At 58.8% G+C, this 16,364-nt stretch carries 16 protein-coding genes, 1 tRNA gene and 1 pseudogene; 9 read left to right on the top strand and 9 right to left on the bottom strand.

The window, feature by feature from the left end; all coding sequences use genetic code 11:
• Window positions 1-129 precede the first annotated feature (129 nt).
• A complete protein-coding gene (locus FH08_RS53195; RefSeq protein ID WP_075583280.1) occupies window positions 130-315 on the bottom strand; it encodes a hypothetical protein in 186 nt (61 codons plus the stop codon).
• 265 nt (window positions 316-580) lie between these two features.
• Between FH08_RS53195 and FH08_RS0103220 the strand changes: the two genes are divergently transcribed.
• The 6 genes and pseudogenes from FH08_RS0103220 to FH08_RS50225 all read left to right on the top strand — a co-directional run.
• A complete protein-coding gene (locus FH08_RS0103220; protein ID WP_031356936.1) occupies window positions 581-901 on the top strand; it encodes a DUF4148 domain-containing protein in 321 nt (106 codons plus the stop codon).
• Window positions 902-1,217: 316 nt separating this feature from the next.
• Window positions 1,218-1,388 (top strand): hypothetical protein, encoded by a 171-nt coding sequence (locus FH08_RS52915; RefSeq protein ID WP_200878705.1) that lies wholly within the window; start codon window positions 1,218-1,220, stop codon window positions 1,386-1,388.
• Window positions 1,389-2,449: 1,061 nt separating this feature from the next.
• On the top strand, window positions 2,450-2,914 hold the full coding sequence (locus tag FH08_RS0103240; RefSeq protein ID WP_031356939.1) for a MarR family winged helix-turn-helix transcriptional regulator: 465 nt from the start codon (window positions 2,450-2,452) through the stop codon (window positions 2,912-2,914).
• A gap of 106 nt (window positions 2,915-3,020) precedes the next feature.
• A complete protein-coding gene (locus tag FH08_RS0103245) occupies window positions 3,021-3,584 on the top strand; it encodes an isochorismatase family protein (RefSeq protein ID WP_031356940.1) in 564 nt (187 codons plus the stop codon).
• 40 nt (window positions 3,585-3,624) lie between these two features.
• Complete coding sequence (locus FH08_RS0103250; protein ID WP_031356941.1) at window positions 3,625-4,890, top strand: MFS transporter; 1,266 nt, start codon at window positions 3,625-3,627, stop codon at window positions 4,888-4,890.
• A gap of 133 nt (window positions 4,891-5,023) precedes the next feature.
• Window positions 5,024-5,227, top strand: a pseudogene (locus tag FH08_RS50225) (transposase); the annotation flags it as partial.
• Window positions 5,228-5,341: 114 nt separating this feature from the next.
• Here the strand turns inward: FH08_RS50225 and FH08_RS0103265 are convergent.
• From FH08_RS0103265 to FH08_RS0103295, 7 genes are all read right to left on the bottom strand, one after another.
• Window positions 5,342-6,025 (bottom strand): hypothetical protein, encoded by a 684-nt coding sequence (locus tag FH08_RS0103265; RefSeq protein WP_031356942.1) that lies wholly within the window; start codon window positions 6,023-6,025, stop codon window positions 5,342-5,344.
• Window positions 6,022-8,274 carry a zinc finger domain-containing protein gene (locus FH08_RS0103270; protein WP_031356943.1) on the bottom strand — a complete coding sequence of 751 codons (2,253 nt, stop codon included), beginning with the start codon at window positions 8,272-8,274 and terminating at the stop codon, window positions 6,022-6,024. The genes FH08_RS0103265 and FH08_RS0103270 overlap by 4 nt, the downstream gene beginning before the upstream one ends.
• Before the next feature lie 73 nt (window positions 8,275-8,347).
• Complete coding sequence (locus FH08_RS0103275) at window positions 8,348-9,037, bottom strand: hypothetical protein (RefSeq protein WP_152602718.1); 690 nt, start codon at window positions 9,035-9,037, stop codon at window positions 8,348-8,350.
• 12 nt (window positions 9,038-9,049) lie between these two features.
• Window positions 9,050-10,108 (bottom strand): SPFH domain-containing protein, encoded by a 1,059-nt coding sequence (locus FH08_RS0103280; RefSeq protein ID WP_051887706.1) that lies wholly within the window; start codon window positions 10,106-10,108, stop codon window positions 9,050-9,052.
• A gap of 801 nt (window positions 10,109-10,909) precedes the next feature.
• Window positions 10,910-11,329, bottom strand: a complete 420-nt coding sequence (locus tag FH08_RS0103285) for a hypothetical protein (protein ID WP_152602719.1) — start codon at window positions 11,327-11,329, stop codon at window positions 10,910-10,912.
• A 706-nt stretch (window positions 11,330-12,035) separates the two neighbouring features.
• A complete protein-coding gene (locus tag FH08_RS51625) occupies window positions 12,036-12,638 on the bottom strand; it encodes a hypothetical protein (RefSeq protein WP_152602720.1) in 603 nt (200 codons plus the stop codon).
• A 315-nt stretch (window positions 12,639-12,953) separates the two neighbouring features.
• Window positions 12,954-13,029, bottom strand: a tRNA-Lys gene (locus FH08_RS0103295).
• 259 nt (window positions 13,030-13,288) lie between these two features.
• On the opposite strand from FH08_RS0103295, the gene FH08_RS0103300 reads away from it, so the two are divergent.
• Genes FH08_RS0103300 through FH08_RS0103310 form a run of 3 tightly spaced genes read left to right on the top strand, consistent with a single transcriptional unit; the run spans window position 13,289 to window position 15,069 of the window.
• Entirely contained in the window at window positions 13,289-13,693 is a 405-nt protein-coding gene (locus tag FH08_RS0103300) for a PaaI family thioesterase (protein ID WP_031356947.1), read from the top strand.
• Window positions 13,694-13,700: 7 nt separating this feature from the next.
• Entirely contained in the window at window positions 13,701-14,576 is an 876-nt protein-coding gene (locus FH08_RS0103305; protein ID WP_031356948.1) for a patatin-like phospholipase family protein, read from the top strand.
• Window positions 14,577-14,592: 16 nt separating this feature from the next.
• Window positions 14,593-15,069, top strand: coding sequence for an OsmC family protein (locus FH08_RS0103310; RefSeq protein ID WP_031356949.1), 477 nt, complete (start codon window positions 14,593-14,595; stop codon window positions 15,067-15,069).
• Between the two features lie 9 nt (window positions 15,070-15,078).
• On the opposite strand, the gene FH08_RS0103315 is transcribed toward FH08_RS0103310, so the two are convergent.
• The gene (locus FH08_RS0103315; RefSeq protein ID WP_031356950.1) at window positions 15,079-16,092 is read right to left on the bottom strand and encodes a D-2-hydroxyacid dehydrogenase family protein; all 1,014 of its coding nucleotides are present in this window, start codon (window positions 16,090-16,092) and stop codon (window positions 15,079-15,081) included.
• Between the last annotated feature and the right edge of the window lie 272 nt (window positions 16,093-16,364).

Below are 16,364 nucleotides of genomic sequence, written 5' to 3' on the forward strand. Positions count from 1 at the left end.
AAAGGGCGGTTTCATTGGCGCCCGTTCCGACAGGCCCTATACAAACCCCTTGCGTACCGCGACGCGCCTCGGTCATGCTCGCCGGCAACGGGGGGGCGCTCGCACGCGGAAAGCCTGTTTTCAAACCTATCACCTCCCCCGCCAACAGCAGCCCCCACCACCAAACCCGATCCCCACACCAACCGTCGGCGCCGCGTAATACGCGGGCGCATAGGCGTATCCATATCCCGGCGCCGGCGCATATCCATAAGGCGGCGCGACGATGCATCCCGAAAGGCCGATCGCAAGTCCTACAACGAGAAAGAGCCTGACCATGATTTTTCTCCCTGTTGTGGATTGGAGAGATAGAACCGGGTCATGGTTCGGCTGGAATTGTGTCGCTCGTCGCCTATTCGTTTCGGAAAATTACAGGCAGCCCGAAGTCGGGAATCTGTTCAGGACAATCCTAGGGTTTTTACCTAAAACAACAATAATCTCTTGCGCGCATCGCACTTAATTTTCAGAAACGGCTTACCTACACTTGACTCATAGAACGCGAACAAGGTTGTTCGCGACAAAACAAGATTCGGAGGTAAGTATCATGAAATCGCTCATTCAAGCCGTTGTAGTTGCCGCAGTGCTCGCCGTGCCGGCCATGTCGTTTGCTCAATCAAGCGAACAACCATTGACCCGTGCTGAAGTGAGGGCGCAATTGATCCAGATTGAGAAGGCGGGCTACAACCCGGCAACGGCGAACGACTACGACTACCCAGCCAACATTCAAGCCGCAGAAGCACGCGTGGCGGCCCAAAATGGAGGCGCCGGCAACTACGGTGGCGTGGCTAACGGGTCGTCGGATTCCGGGGCCGCTGTCCAATCGTCATTCGGTGACAACGTGCATTCGGTGTACATGGGGCATTAATCAGATTAATTATCAGGTGGTATGAGATGAAGCCGGCGGCTAACCGAGTGTGGGTCGCTTGGCAGCGTAGGCTGACCGAGCAGAATGCTTACGCGCAACATCTATAAAAGACCGCCTCCCGACCTCCTCCAACGGGTTTAATCCCGGTGGACTTGCCCAGCTTCGCTGTCTGGGCTTTTTTGCGCAGTTCGACGGTATACGAAAGGCAAGCTCTAAAGCTCGTCCAGCAAAGACAGCGCCTACACGCCGCAAGATTCGCATTTCAAAATGCGTGACCTAAAATATAAGCAGGTTGCGACGGATTTAGGAGGCGGCCATGACTGAGTCGATGATCGGTTTTGTGGTGGGCCTTGCGGTCCTGATAGTTATTGCTGCCATATTGGGCCGGCGCTATCGACGCGAGCACCCGGAAGACGGCAGCGGATGGCTACGTATGCGCGAGTGGCTCGATACGCACCACATGAGCTGGATGCACCACAGGCATTAATGCATTGATGCGTTGCCAAAAAAAAGCCCACTTGCGATGCGCAGTGGGCAATGAAGAAATAGGTGACGAAACTTCATGGCGCAAGGGTGGGTGCGCCCGGGGGAGCAATGCGGTTCGTCCCCGGTTCAGTTTCGGCAGGAGACTTCAGGGCTCGCGGACGCCTCCGTCCGTCGACCTCTGCTTTTCCATATGCGATGGCAAACCGGCAGGCGTCGTCCGCTTGGGCGAAATGGCCCAACACACCTGATGCCCAGCGCGCGCCATTCGGTTTGGTGACAATAACCATTGACGCAAAACTGCCGCGCTCGCCCGCTGCAAGGGGCACCAAAACATGATCGTTATAGTTGAGTGGAATGGCGTGCATTCGGTCTCCTCGTTAAACGATGTTTTCGATTGGTGATTTTCCCGTATTGGGGTAAACGTGGTTGTTAGTAATTGAAAAAAACGGAAACAACGCGTGCAAAAAGGCCGGCACGCGCGACGTAAGACTGTGAACGCAGGTCCTTGGTCCCAATAGGACCTTGCACACATCCGAAAAACAGATGCTTACGGCGAATAATCCTGCTTGAGCAATTTTCCATTACCGACCATAAATCGGGAATGCTTTCGGGAAGATTTTTGGGGTATTTTTATCGTGAAAGACAAGAATTGCGCAAAGTTAATGCATTAACTTTGACAGGCACATTGTTATTGGTAAGCTCGATTTAGCGCCGCCAAGTCTTTCGCTGTCATTTCATAGATCGGATGCATATTGGCGCACTCGGACGATTCACGCTGATAACGCCATTTTCCATCGCCGAGCATGGAGCGCGACGCTATCGGCACGCGGATCGCTTGCTCCGCAGGCGACAGCCATTCGCTCGAATCTTCCAGCTGCCCCACGTTTCACTCCCGGTTGCCGTTTACAGCATCCCAGGCCGGGGCATCGTGTCGATGCACTCGCTTGCGCTCATATCGCGATTATCTGGCCGTTTGAATCGTGGCCCCACACAGGGGTGCTCCGCTACCCAAATGTGAAGTTTAACTTGGTAGTTTGCCTTTGTATCTGCTAAGGTGCGGACATGAACACGAACGAGAAAACGCAACATACCGATCCCGAAGTCGCGCATGCGCACGCCGTCGCGGCGGAATTGCGCGTGGTGCTTGGCAAGCTGAAGCGGCGGTTGCGCGAAGAGGCGAATCTGGGAGAGTTCACTTTGTCCCAGATGTCAGCCCTTGGCCGTCTGGAGCGAGAGGGGCCCGCGACCGTCACCACGCTCGCGCGCGCCGAAGGTGTCCGCCCGCAATCCATGGGCGCCACCGTGTCCGTTCTCGAGGCGGCCGGGTTCGTCACAGGCGCACCGGATCCCGCCGATGGCCGTCAAACCATTTTGTCCCTCACCGACACTTGCCGCGAATGGATCAAGGCGACCCGTGCAGCTCGGGAAGACTGGTTGTTCCGTGCCATCCGAACCAGGCTCACGCCCGCGGAGCAGGAGGAATTTGCGACCACGGTGGCGCTGCTGAACCGGCTCGTCGATTCCTGAGTCACCCAAGCTCACTTGGCAGAAGCAGTGCCATCGGCTCATGTATTCCCTTTGCCGCGCCTGATTCAGGGCCCGTCGCAGTCCAACTCGCAAGAAGGAAAACACCATGACAATTACCACGCTCGACCCGAAGACGGCTCTTGTAATCATCGATTTGCAGAAGGGCATTGTTGCGCTTCCCACCGCGCACCCCGTCAATGAAGTCGTCAAACACGCCGTCGAGTTGCTTGACGCCTTCCGCAGCCACGGATTGCCCGTCGTGCTAGTCAACGTCGCCGGCGGCGCGCCGGGCCGGTCGGAGCAGGCTCGAAACCTTGCCGGGCTTCCCGCCGATTGGGCCGATCTTGTCTCTGAGTTGAAGCAGCAGCCGGAAGATCACATCGTCACGAAGCGGACGTGGGGCGCGTTCACGAATACCGGTCTCGATGAACATCTGAAGAAGCTCGGTGTCACCCATGTCGTTATTGCCGGGGTGGCAACCAGCGTTGGTGTCGAGTCGACCGCACGTTATGCGCACGAGCTCGGGTTCAACGTGACATTGGCCACCGATGCCATGACCGACATGAATGCCGATGCCCACACCAACAGCATCACGCGGATCTTCCCAAGGCTGGGCGAGACCGGCACGTGCCGGGAGATCATCGACCTCCTCGGGAGCACGCGCGCGTGAAGTATTTCAGCGCGGAGATAGCGGCCTCGGGAGCGGTTCGGTGAAGGGCACCTTCCGCTCGCTGAACAGCTTCAACTACCGGGTCTGGGCCGGTGGCGCGATCGTGTCCAATATTGGAACGTGGATGCAGCGCACGGCCCAGGATTGGCTCGTGCTTACGCAACTGACTCACCACAATGCGACCGCGGTCGGCGTGGTCATGGCGCTCCAGTTTGGCCCGCATCTTCTCTTGCTGCCCTTCACCGGTTTTGCGGCCGATCATCTCGATCGCCGCAAGCTCCTGATCGGCACCCAGGCGGCTTTGGGAACGCTCGCGCTTGGGCTGGGGATACTCACGGTCGCCGGATGGGTCCAGTTGTGGCACGTGTACGCGTTCGCGTTTTTGCTCGGCAGCGTCAGTGCGTTCGATGCCCCCGCGCGTCAAACGTTCGTCGCCGATCTGGTCGGTGAAACCGACCTGTCCAATGCCGTGGCGCTGAACTCCACATCGTTCAATGCTGCGCGAATGATTGGTCCCGCCATTGCCGGTGTGCTGATTGCATCGGTGGGAACAGGGTGGGTGTTCCTGATCAACTCGGCATCGTTTGTCGCGGTGCTCTGCTCGTTGGGGTTTCTTCGTGTTGGCGAATTTCATCCGAGCAAGCGGGCCGTCCGCGCGCGGGGGAGCCTGGCCGAAGGGTTCCGATATGTCTGGAAGCGGCCCGATCTGAAAGCGGTGCTGCTCATGCTGTTTCTGATCGGCACGTTCGGGCTGAACTTCCCGATCTTCATCTCCACGATGTCCGTCACCGTCTTTCATGCCGGAGCAAGTCAATACGGACTCCTGACATCGATTATGGCCATCGGGACGATCGCGGGTGCGCTGCTTGCCGCAAGGCGAGCGAAGCCGCGGATTGGTGTGCTGTTCGCTAGTACCGCGGTCTTCGGGGGCGGTTGTGCGCTGGCGGCGATCGCGCCGAGCTATGGGTTCTTTGGTCTTGCGCTCGTGGTTATCGGCGTGTCCGCGCAGACCATCACCACGACGACAAACAGCACGATGCAGCTGTCCACCGAGCCCGCCATGCGCGGACGCGTGATGGCGATCTTTCTGGCGATTGCGTTGGGTGGCACGCCTTTGGGTGCGCCGGTTGTAGGTTGGGTCGCCGATACCTTCGGCCCGCGTTGGGCACTTGGTGTTGCCGCGGCGGCGGGGTTTGCTGCGGCGATCGTCGGGATTCGATATTTGGCGAAGTACCGGCAGTTGCGAGTGTTTATCGATGCAGGGAGGGTGCGGTTTAGTATCGATGAGGGGGATGCGGTGGTTTGACGAGGGGTGTTTTTGAACTTCTCAGGCGATAAACGAAAGCCAAAATGAAAAAGGGTTTGCAAGCTAAAAAAGCTTGCAAACCCGCTTAAATGCATAGTGCAGCGCGACAGATTCGAACTGTCGACACCGGAGAACCAACGCGATCGAATCGATCAACATGAGTCTGCGCAGAGTCATCAAAACGCGCAGTTCGTTTCCGACTGACGACGCCGCAATGAAGCTGTTTTACCTGGCGCTGAACAACATCAGCAAGAAATGACCGATGCCGATCAGAGACTGGAAGGCGGCGCCAGACCGCGTCGCCATCCGGTTCGAAGACCGGATATCGCAGGGTTAAACAAAAACCCGATCACACAAAATGCGGGACACCCTCCATGCCTTCTATCGCGCTAGCCGCCGACGGCATCTACAGGTCTCAAACGATTGCCTCGCGTCACGTCAGAACCCGCAGCTACGCCGCAGCGCCGTTCGCAAACTGCTGCTGGTCGACCGGTTCAACGCGCAGGAACGGGATACTGCCAGGCTTTGCGGGGACCATCGACACGATCGGCGTCTGTTTTGCCAAGGTTCCCGGCGCGTGCATGCCATCGTTGAGCCAGGCCATGACCGTCGCCCGATCTGAGTTTGGTACCGAAACCAGCACGCGACACGGCTCTGCTCGCGACGCCGCCAATTGACCGCTCAGTTCGACACTCTTGCGCAAGTCAGGACTTCGGCTCGCCAGCATGGTCTTCGGCAATCCGACTGTCGTGCCCTTCCAGGCGGTCACGGTCTGGCTAGCGCCGCCGTCGTCCTGACGGCTGAGCGGAGCGGTATCGGTCACAACAGGAACACCCGATGTGTGCAACGACTGCTCCAACACCCGTGCTTGCGCGAGATCCTGTTCCTTTCCGTGGCGCCAGCCGACGAATGCGCCGGCCGCACCAACTAGCACGGCGGCATTTCGACACGTGACGTCGGAACCGTGGGCCGCCTTGCACAACACGAAACCAGCCAGAGCGCCCACCCCCGCGCCTACTGCGCCCTGCGTCGCGGCGTTGGACGGGCCACTGCCGTCCGGATTGGCGCACCCGGCGAGCGACACCGCCAAGGCGAGAGTCCAGGTCGATTTACGATTCAGGAAGATGGTGCTCATTTGGAGGTGCCCAAGTCCTTCAACTGCTGTTCGAGTTGTTGATTGATGCTGCGGACGTACGCTTGGTCGCCCTTCGACGGGGCTTCGCGAGATGCCAATGCAGGCGTGGGCGGCGGTACGAGCGTCGCGGTGCTGATCTTGGCGGTGTTGGCCATAGCGATCGGAATGTCCAGCGCGCGTTGCGACACCTGCATGCTGACTTGCTTGATGGCGTCGGAACGGCCACCCGCAGCCTGCTCCTGCAGAAATGCGAGGCTCCGGTCCCGATTCGAGGTGTAGTGGACTGCGATGCTTAACGCCGCCTCCGCCTCGGGCAGGTGGCCGCTCTCGGCCAGACTGCTCGCAAGATTGGCCCATGCCGATGAGCGCCTCGGACTGCGGGTCAAAACGTCCGTCACGACATCGATCGCTTCCTGCTGGCGTCCCGCTTCCTCATAGGCAAAGCCCAGATTGTTTTGAATCTCGATGTCCGCTGGGTCGGCAGCTACACCGCGACGGAATGCATCGACTGCACCGAAGTAATTGGAGACCCCCAAAGCCGCCTTGCCCTCGATATTGGCCGCCCGCGCGGTCGCCCGGTCGCGTGGCGCCGCACTCGCTAAATCGGTGCGGCGGAGACGGTCCGCGGCGATATCGACGGATGACCAGTCGTTCTGCGCGGCAGCGCTGAGGACATCGACAACCGGCACTGGGACGGAAACCTGGGCGTGCGCTATCGGCGATACCTGGGCCGGCGTCGCGGTGTTTGCCAAGGTATCGGCGATCTGAGCGGGCACTTGCACAGGGGGCGCCGGCGGCGGCGCAACACTGGCTTCGACGGCTGCGACGGCTGCGACGGCTTGTTGTGGTTCCGGCGATGCTGTCGTGACAGGTTGCGTCGCCGGGGCCTGAGCGAGCGTTTCCGGCGGAGCAGGGTTATCGGCGACCGGCACCGGTGTTTCCACGGCTGGCGCCAACGTCGCCGTCGCTTCCAACTGCTGCGCGTGCATCCGTACCTGCTCGTGCAGTCGCGGCGTCAGTACGAACGCGAGCGCTGCGACCGATGCGAGCGGCAGGATCACGGAGTCCTTCATCGTTCCCGCCAGCCACGGGCGGTCCGGCCGCTTGCAGGATTCCATCAGGCGACCGCGCTCGGCTTCATCAACGTTCGCGGTGTTCGTTGCCGCCATTTTGCGTTGCGCGAGGATGGCGTGCCGGAGCTTCAGAGAGTAGGAAAGGATCGAGTGCCGGCGCAGCACGCCATAAGCGATTGAACCGATCAGCCCGGCCCACATGAGCGGCACTTCGGGCAAGGCGCTGAGCTGTCCGTTCGTGGTCGCGGCCACGCCGGCGAACGCCGCCATTCCGGCCAGCGCAGGAATGAAGCCATAACGCACGGCGCGCCTGCGGCCATGGTCTTCAGGTCCCGCATCGGCGACCAGGTTTGCCGTCGATGTACCGTCTGTCCAAACGTTGTAAGCTTTGCCCTGATATTCGTACACGATGTGACAGACAGGAATGAGGACACGCGAAGCGTTTTTTTTCGTCGATGCTGTCCAGTGCCAGTCTTTTTGCGAATCGCCCTGGGCGTGCTGTTTGACGCCTTGATCGATGATCGCGTTTACGAGTGCTTCCCCGCGATTTCCATAGGCCTCGTTAGGACGCTGGCTGTAGGCTTCTACCTCAAAACCGCTGGTGAACGATGCGCTGTAGTCGGCAAGGTCACCCTTCATCTGGCAACGTTCGACAAGGCGGGTTGTCAGGTCGAGCGAGGCATCCAGAAAACGGCTGCCGCCATACGTGAGCACGCTGAATCCGCCGCTGTCCGAGCCGTTCACCGGACGCCAGTCGGTCACAGTTCGCGTGCGGCTGACTGCCTGGCTGTTGCCGCGGCTGTCCTTGACGAAGTCCGTGTAGTGCTCAGTGCGGTTATAGCCGAAGCTCGCCGTCCAATTTGCTTCGTATTTACCGGTGAACGCATAAGCCGGCACGAAGAACTGTTCGACTTTCGTGAACGTTGCGTGCTCGAGCAAGTTGTCCGGCGTATATTTTCCTTCGGCCAGGTGTTGGAATACTGCGTCCTCCAACTGGTTGCGCGTTACCACTAGCGTGACAATGTGATCGGGTGTCGCGTCGATCTCATCCTCACTCGCTCTCGGGATCTCAGTCACGGCAGCGCAGTAGACGCACTTTAGCGCCCTTGCGCCGGCCGAGTATTCAAGACTCGCGCCACACCCGCTGCATAGCAGCTTCAACTCTCCGCTTTCCATCGTTGCTCCCGACTCGTGCTTTGTTTGTTCGAATTATTTGCTGTCCGGCGTTTCACGGACCAGCCGACCCGACCTATGCATGCGAGCGCAGCGCGGCCAAAGCCGACGCATGCAACGCGATCATTCGGCGAAGATGATTGAGCTCCCTGGCAATCTCGTCGTTGCTGCCGGCCGAAGCCTTTTGCTGCAGGATCGTCAGTGCCGATGCGACCTGACTTGCCTCGACCACGGCATCGGACGCGCGAGCCGAAGGTGCGTAGCGCAACTCTTCCGCCATTTGCGTGCAATGGGTCTTGAGAGTCGTATCGGTCATAGAGTGGGAAACGCTGACCAACGAGGCGGCCCACGCTGTGTAGCGGCCATCCTTTTGCTCCGTGGCCTGGATTCGGTCTACGACATTCCCGGTGACGTTCGCGAGCAACGTTCCCACGATGAAGACCGCGGCGCATGCGATCAGCAACGCCCACGAGAGCCCCGTATGACGCAGAACGCTGGCTGACAACGCAGCGGTGGCCAGAAGCACGGTCAACAGAAGCGTGGCGCCCATCGGCCCGACGATGGCGAGCCGCCCTGACTGCGTCTTGCCCGATGCGATTGGCGCGTAGGGAAGGTGCACCATCGCGCCCAGCGCCAACGCGACGGCCACGGCGCAGAGCCATGTGTCGACCGTCCACGTATCGACGGGGAGAACGAAATAGAGAACGCCAAGCGCTGCCAGCACGACGACGACTGCCGCCATCGCGAGATGAGTTCGGATATTCATGGTGTCGGTCGCTCAGGAGGCCAGGATTTTTTGTTTTTCGGTGTTGATTTCGTCATCAGTGAGAATGCCGGCCGCTTTGAGTTCAGCGAGCTCCTTGAGCAGGCGGATTCGCTCGGCCGAACCCAGGCGCGGAGCGGCGACGCTCGTAGTTGTCGCCGCGGACGCGGACGGCGGAGGCGGAGGGGGCGCCGAGGGCTGTACCTGTTGCGACATCTGCGCGAAGCCTTGCCCGATCGCAGGGCCAATTCCAAGTCCCGCTCCCACTCCGATCCCCGCACCCATCAAGGTACCCGCCGAGCCCTCGTTGCCAGCGGCCGTTTCCATCACGTCGAAGCTGCGTTCTTGCTGATAGGTAAAACCGATGATTCCCATTTCCGCGCGCTTGGCCAGCGCGGCCTTGAGCGTCTTCACCGCCGGATCGTCCTCCGGCACGTTGATCGAATGGATGTTGAACTGAGCCAGGCCGACGCCGTACTCGGCCATCTCAACCGACAACGACAGCTTGAGCGCGTCTGACAGCGCCTCGAGTTGCGTATTTATCTCCAGCACGGACACGCCGGCACGCGAGATCGCATTTGCGATCTCGGTTTTAATCCGCGTGATGAAGACACCGCGAAAGTATTCGGCCAGCGTCGTCGAGTCGAAGCCCGACAGCGTGCCTACGAGCTTGAGGAGGAACTTCTTTGGATCGACAATGCGCACACCGTACTGGCCGAATGCGCGCACGGGGACCATGACGCCATATTTGGGATCTTGCAGCTGGATCGAGTCGGGCGTGCCCCACCGGACATCCAGGTTGGTAACCCGGTTGACGTACCAGACCTCGGCGGTGAACGGCGACTTGCCGCCGAACGGGATGCCGATCAGCGTGCGCAGCAGCGGCAAGTTTTCCGTACTGAGTGTGTGCCGGCCTGCGCCGAACGGACCTTCGTACACACCACCGCGCACGAGATAAGCTTCCTGCGACTCATTGACGACGAGTTGCGTCCACGTCGACAGTTCTTCAGAAGGATATTTCCACGCAAGTAGATTGGGACTGCCGCTCCACTTCACTAAATCAATGATCGCCATTTTTTGCTTTTCTCTTTCGGGCAGATGCCGAGCGACTGAAACGCCTCTCAACGCGATTACGCCTTGTTCGAGGTCCAGTGGACCTGTTGTTTTAGCCGCTGCTGATTATCTGTCTTGTGCAAAGCGGACGGCAGCCGAGCGGCGCGAATCAAGGAACTACTGCTTCGATAACGGCATAATTCCTATCAACTTGAGAGGTAATTTTGAGGATCGTGCCGTGGTCACTTTGTTGTCATGCGCGGCCAGGCGGTTAGCCGCGCACCTCGAAACGAGAAACGTCGTCTTTCGCCAGCGCAAGATGAGTCTCCAAGCCATCGCCCTCTGCTCGGCAGCAATGCGCACAAGTCATCACCAGCAACTCGAGGCCGACGCGCCGGCACGTGCAGATGAAGATTGGCGAAGGATTCGTAGCATTTCTTGAAAGGAGCGCACTCCGGTGGTTTTCGCTTGCGTAGATCCACCATCTATTCTGCAGTCGTGTTGAAGGGGAAACGAAACGTGGGCATTTAGGCCGTCTGCGGATGACATCAATCAGCGAGGCGTAGTCCCAACGGGTCGCATCACTGCCCAAGCGGAACTGCTAACGCCGGTGTCGTCCATCGACTGACGTGCGGGCCGAGCAGGCAGCCGCCGGCCTGAGCAAAAGGGGCACGGCGGGCGTGCTTCGTTCAACATGGTTTACTCCGCCATGCGCCCGTAGGTGTGTGGAACAAGCGACAAAATGTCAGGGTCAACGTCACAAACTGCCCGGCACATATTTGCAAGTAAGCATTGGCTATCGACATCGGGCCAAGTCATGCGCTAGGGCATGGAGCGCAATCGCTCGACCGTCGCGATTGCATCCGCGCGATGTTCGCCGAGAAACATTCCGGCAAAGCTATACGCGTCCTTCCAATTGGGAAACGCCATTGCAAACTTCACTAATTTTTCTTCGAGTTTGTGCAGTACCTCGTCGGTGGGTGTCGCCTCGCCGACAATGCCATCAATAACCATCGCCTGAACAGTCGATTTGAGCGAAGCCAGGAACCGCGAGTACGATTCGACGCCTTTGTCTCTTCCAAAAAACGTTTTTTTGTTCGCATTCTTTACGGTCTCCGCCATCGTCGTGACGAGTCTCTGAAGAGCATTGAATGTGTGCGGAGTCGCGATCTGCAACTGCTCTGCGAACATGCGGATGGGAGTTGTAACTTGCAAATCAACAAAAGTGCGGATGCTGCTCACGCTTCCTCCTTGAGATTGTCTTATTCCCTAGGCTTCGTCATTACTATCCGGCTCTACCGATGAATGACCAAACAGTCGGGTCAGGCTCGGATCTCGACTTTGCCGCAAGCATCGGCAATGCCGATTCGCAATGCAAATTGGCTCGATAGACATGTTCTGCCCTCTGTGGCGCTTATTTACCGTTAAACGGCACAAGGCGCCTTGCGGTGTAACGTTCGGCGGCAACTTGACCTCGACCGTTACGACGAACGTAGGTTGCCACGAGCCTGGAGGCATCGTACGTGCGACCTCGCGCATACCGGCGACGCAATCGCCTTTCTTTGGTGTGCGCGAGATACGAGCAGGACTGCGATCCATCGCAGAGCGTTTAGTGTTTCGGGTAGCCGGCACATATGCGTCGTCCCATGGTGCGTGCCATTGGCAGGTGCTTCGCTCACTCCTCTGCCGTGTCGACTTGGACCTCACGCGCCTGATCGTCTGACGGGTCGCGTTGTTGCTTATACGGTCTTTTTCTCTCTTTACGGCTCGGCTCGACTTTGGAGGACCAGTTTCCGCTCCGCATAGCATTTACTTGATGAACAGGATCCTAACGTTGAAATCGCCGTTACTAAGCTATCGCATGGCACTTTGTTGGTGTCCCCGCCTTCGAGCGCAGTAATGAAAAAGCCCCGAATTGCGGGGCTCCGTTTGTTTCTGGCAGAATTATTCAATAATCGTGTCCGAGGTAGACCGTTACAACCTTGTCTTTCACCGGGTCATAATCACAACGGTACACGGCACCTAAGTAACCACCATACTGCTGCAACAATTCTATGTTCCGACCGAAATACGAAATTGTCTTATGTGTTTCGTCCGTCCAATCGAAGCGCGAAAACATCGGGGATGAATCATTAGTCGTCCACTGTGCGCCATATCTCGCCGCTCGCTCTAGCAACGGTGCGCAAGCAATGTTCGCTTGCGATTGATGTCGCTTGCCCCAGCAGTGCCCATCCTTACGGCAGCCAGCTTCTAACGAGGCTTCTAGTTCTGCTGAAGCCTTCAATTGCGCAGCAGTTAGCGGGGTTTCTCCAACAACGGACGCCGCCGCTTGTTCAGCAACAGACGCCGCCGCTACTACACTAGCGCGTGAAACTGCATTGTTATATGCGGGTTCTGCTTCAGATGTTTGTATCGTGGGAGTGTGTGGCGGATCGTCGGTACTGCGGGTTGCTATCCCCATCACAGTAGCCGCGACCACCGCTGCGCCAATGACGCCAATAACCCAATCCGACGCTCGATTAAACTTACTTTTACCGCCCTTCAATTCCACCACTTCGACCCCTGTTGGTTTCGCGTTCTGAGCGCGAAACGTTCGCGCTCGCATGAGGGTCGAAAGTTAATACGAAGCAGATATCTCATAAATCAGCAGATGCCTATTCGCCCAAAAGGCCAAGTCACGCGTCAACGTTCGCAGATAGCTCGCATCGATCACGGTGCCGATGCAAGGTCGGAACCGCATCGTTGGCCAGTGTTTGCGGAAATTGACGGAGTAATTTTGAGCAAGATATTTTTCGTGAATGTAACCCCGGCGTTACCCCGACCAAAACGAAAAAGGCTCCCGATCCTCTGGGAGCCTTACGTGTCTTGGTGGGGCGTGACAGATTCGAACTGTCGACCTACGGATTAAGAGTCCGCTGCTCTACCAGCTGAGCTAACGCCCCGAAAAACTGAATCCGAATTATAGCGACGTTTTCGCCGATTGCGCAACTGTCCGCAACGCAAAACCTGAAAAAACCGTCTCGCAGACGCCTGAAAGCCTTGCCGCACCTCGTACGGGCGCGCATCGATCATCCCAAAATAGCCTCGCTTCGGGCAATTGTCACGAGCCGTTATCATGACGGACGCATGAAACACGCACTCGTTGCGGCCCCGGCAAACGCACGAAAGTAGCCACGAGACCAACGTCACCAAACCAAATCCATGGACGAATCCGCTATCCGCGCTTTGCTCGACACCACCTTCGCGCCGTGGATCCGCGACCTGGGCCTGAAGCCGGAAAGCTCCTCCGATACCAGCGTTACCCTGCGCCTGCCAAACGCGGACAAACTCCGCCACGTGGGCGGCGTGATCTGCGGCCAGGTTTTCATGGCCGCCGCTGACACCGCCATGATCGTCGCGATCGCACACGTGCTAGGCGGTTTCCAGCCGATGACCACCGTCTCGTTAACAACAAGCTTCCTGCGCCCGGTAAAAGCCGGTGATGTCCTGGTCACGGCCAATATCCTGCGCCGCGGCCGCAACCTGATCTTCGGCGAAATCGAAGTCCACGACGAAACCGGCGCACTCGCTGCTCACGCGACCACCACGGTCATGCTTCTCACATAAAAAACCTATGTTCGATCAAGTCGTATTCGCCGGCGGCGGCAACCGCTGCTGGTGGCAAGCCGGTTTCTGGGACGTCGTCCAGCCGGAACTCAAGCTGCGCCCGCGCGTGATTACCAGCATCTCGGCCGGCGCGGCCACGGCCTGCATGCTGTACATGAACCGCTCCGAGTGGGTAATGGACTACTACGCGCACGTGCTGCGCGACAACCCGAAGAACGCGTATTGGGGCAATTTGTTGCGCAGCGAATCGGTGTTTCCTCACTATCGGATCTACCGGCAGGCACTACTCGATATCTACGGCGCCGAGTTTGCATCGCTGCAAGACGCGCCGGAGATTCGTATCGGCGTATCGCATTTACCGCGTTGGCTAGGCGCACGAAGCGCCGTGGCTGCAGGGTTGATCGCCTATAACATCGAAAAGTACGTGCGCAAGAAGCTGCATCCCACGCTCGGTCAGTCCCTCGGCTTCCATCCCGAATTCGTGAAGGCGCAAGAGTGCGCGAGCGTCGATGATCTCGCCGACCTGATCCTGCAATCGTCGTGTACGCCGCCATTCACGCCGGTGATGCACCGGCACGGCCGCCCGGTGCTCGATGGCGGCATGGTCGACAATGTGCCGGTCGGCGCGCTGGATGCATCGCCGGGACTGGTTCTCGTGATGGTGACGCGCGTGTATCCGCGGCCGCAGATGTTTGTCGTGGAGCACGGCGCGAACCGCGACCAGCGTCGCGTTTATGTGCAGCCATCCCGCAAGGTGCCCATTTCGGCATGGGATTACACGAGTCCGTCGCTGATGCGGCCCGCGTACGACCTGGGCCGTGCCGACGGCGAGCAATTCCTGACCCGTTTGCCCGACCTGCTCGGCGCAGCGGCGCATCTCTAAAAGGAGTATCGAACCGATGACCAAACACCACACATACACGCTGCAAGTCGTCTGGACCGGCGATCAGGGCTCCGGCACGTCACGCTACGACGCCTACTCCCGCGATCATCTGGTGCGTGCAGCGAACAAACCGGCCATCGAGGCATCGAGCGATCCGGCGTTTCGCGGCGACGCCACGCGCCACAACCCGGAGGAGTTGTTCGTCGCGTCGCTGTCGTCGTGCCACATGCTCTGGTACCTGCACCTTTGCGCGGTGAATGGCATCGCGGTCACGGGTTACGTGGATGACCCCATTGGCACGATGGAGGAATCGAAACAAGGAAGCGGCCGCTTCACCGACGTCGTCCTGCGCCCGCAAGTGACAATTGGCGCGGGCGGTGACGTGAAGCTGGCCGGCCGTTTGCACGAGGAAGCGCACAAGTTCTGCTTTATCGCGAACTCGGTCAACTTCCCCGTCCGATGTGAGCCGTCCACGGACATTTCCACCATCTGACTAACTTGACTATCGCCGGCGTCCGCCCACCAGCGCTTCCGGATTGGCGACACTCGATGTATCGCCGGCATCGAAGGCGAGGATGTTCTTGAACGCCGCCGTGAAGTAGAGCTCGTAACTCTCCCTCTCCACGTACCCGATGTGCGGCGTACAAATGACGTTCTCCATGCGCAGCAGGCTATAACCCTGCAGGATCGGCTCGCTCTCGAATACATCGATGGCAACCATCCCCGGCCGGTTGTGATGCAGCGCATTGAGCAGCGCGTTTTCTTCGAGCAATTCGGCGCGGCTGGTATTCACAAACAGCGCGGTGGGCTTCATGCGCATCAGGTCGGCGGCCGTGACAATGCCGCGCGTTTCGTCGTTCAGCCGCAGATGCAACGAGAGCACGTCGCTCTGTTCGAACAGCGCTTCCCGGCTCTCGGCGACATCCACACCGTCCGCCCGCGCGGCAGCCTGCGAGTGCTCCCGGCCCCAGACCACCACTTTCATGCCAAACGCCTTGCCGTAACCGGCGAGCAATTGGCCAATTTTTCCATATCCCCAGATCCCGAGCGTCTGGCCTCGAAGCACTTGGCCCAAGCCGAAATTCGGCGGCAGCGCGGAGGTCTTCAGACCGGACTGCTGCCACGCACCCTGCTTCAGGTTCGCGACGTACTGCGGAATCCGGCGTTGCGCGGCCATGATCAGCGCCCAGGTCAGCTCGGCCGGGGCGATTGGCGAACCGGTGCCTTCGAGCACGGCGATTCCGCGCTCGGTACAGGCGTCAACTTCAATATGGCCGCCCGCTTTGCCGGTCTGGCTGATCATGCGCAGCCGCGGCAGTTTGTCGAGCAGTTGCGAGCTGATCCGGGTGCGCTCGCGGATCAAGACGAGCGCTTCTACTTCCGACAGTCTGCTAGCCAACTGTCCGAGTCCGCGCACCGTGTTATTGAATACTTTCACCTCGTGATCGGCGAGCAGACTGAAGCAATCGAGCTTGCGAACGGCGTCTTGATAGTCGTCCAGGATGGCAATTTTGATTGGCATGGATTGGCTTTTGATAGGCATCAAACGTGCTGCGGAAATTCGAGGATGGACAGGAATCGACGTGGTAAGTTCGGGTAACTACGGATAAATCGGGTAATTACGTATAAATTTGTCGAAATACGGGCATCGCGTCGCGTTAAGCTGCTGGTGTAGCCCGGCGAATTTACCGGTCGCCGGATGGGTGTTTGAAAGAATTCGAATGCGGAATAGGGCAGTTTAGCCATTCACGTGTCACTAAAGCCGGAAACCGGCAAACGACGGAGACA

Source organism: Caballeronia sordidicola, from assembly GCF_000729995.1.
GTDB classification, from domain to species: domain Bacteria; phylum Pseudomonadota; class Gammaproteobacteria; order Burkholderiales; family Burkholderiaceae; genus Caballeronia; species Caballeronia sordidicola_A.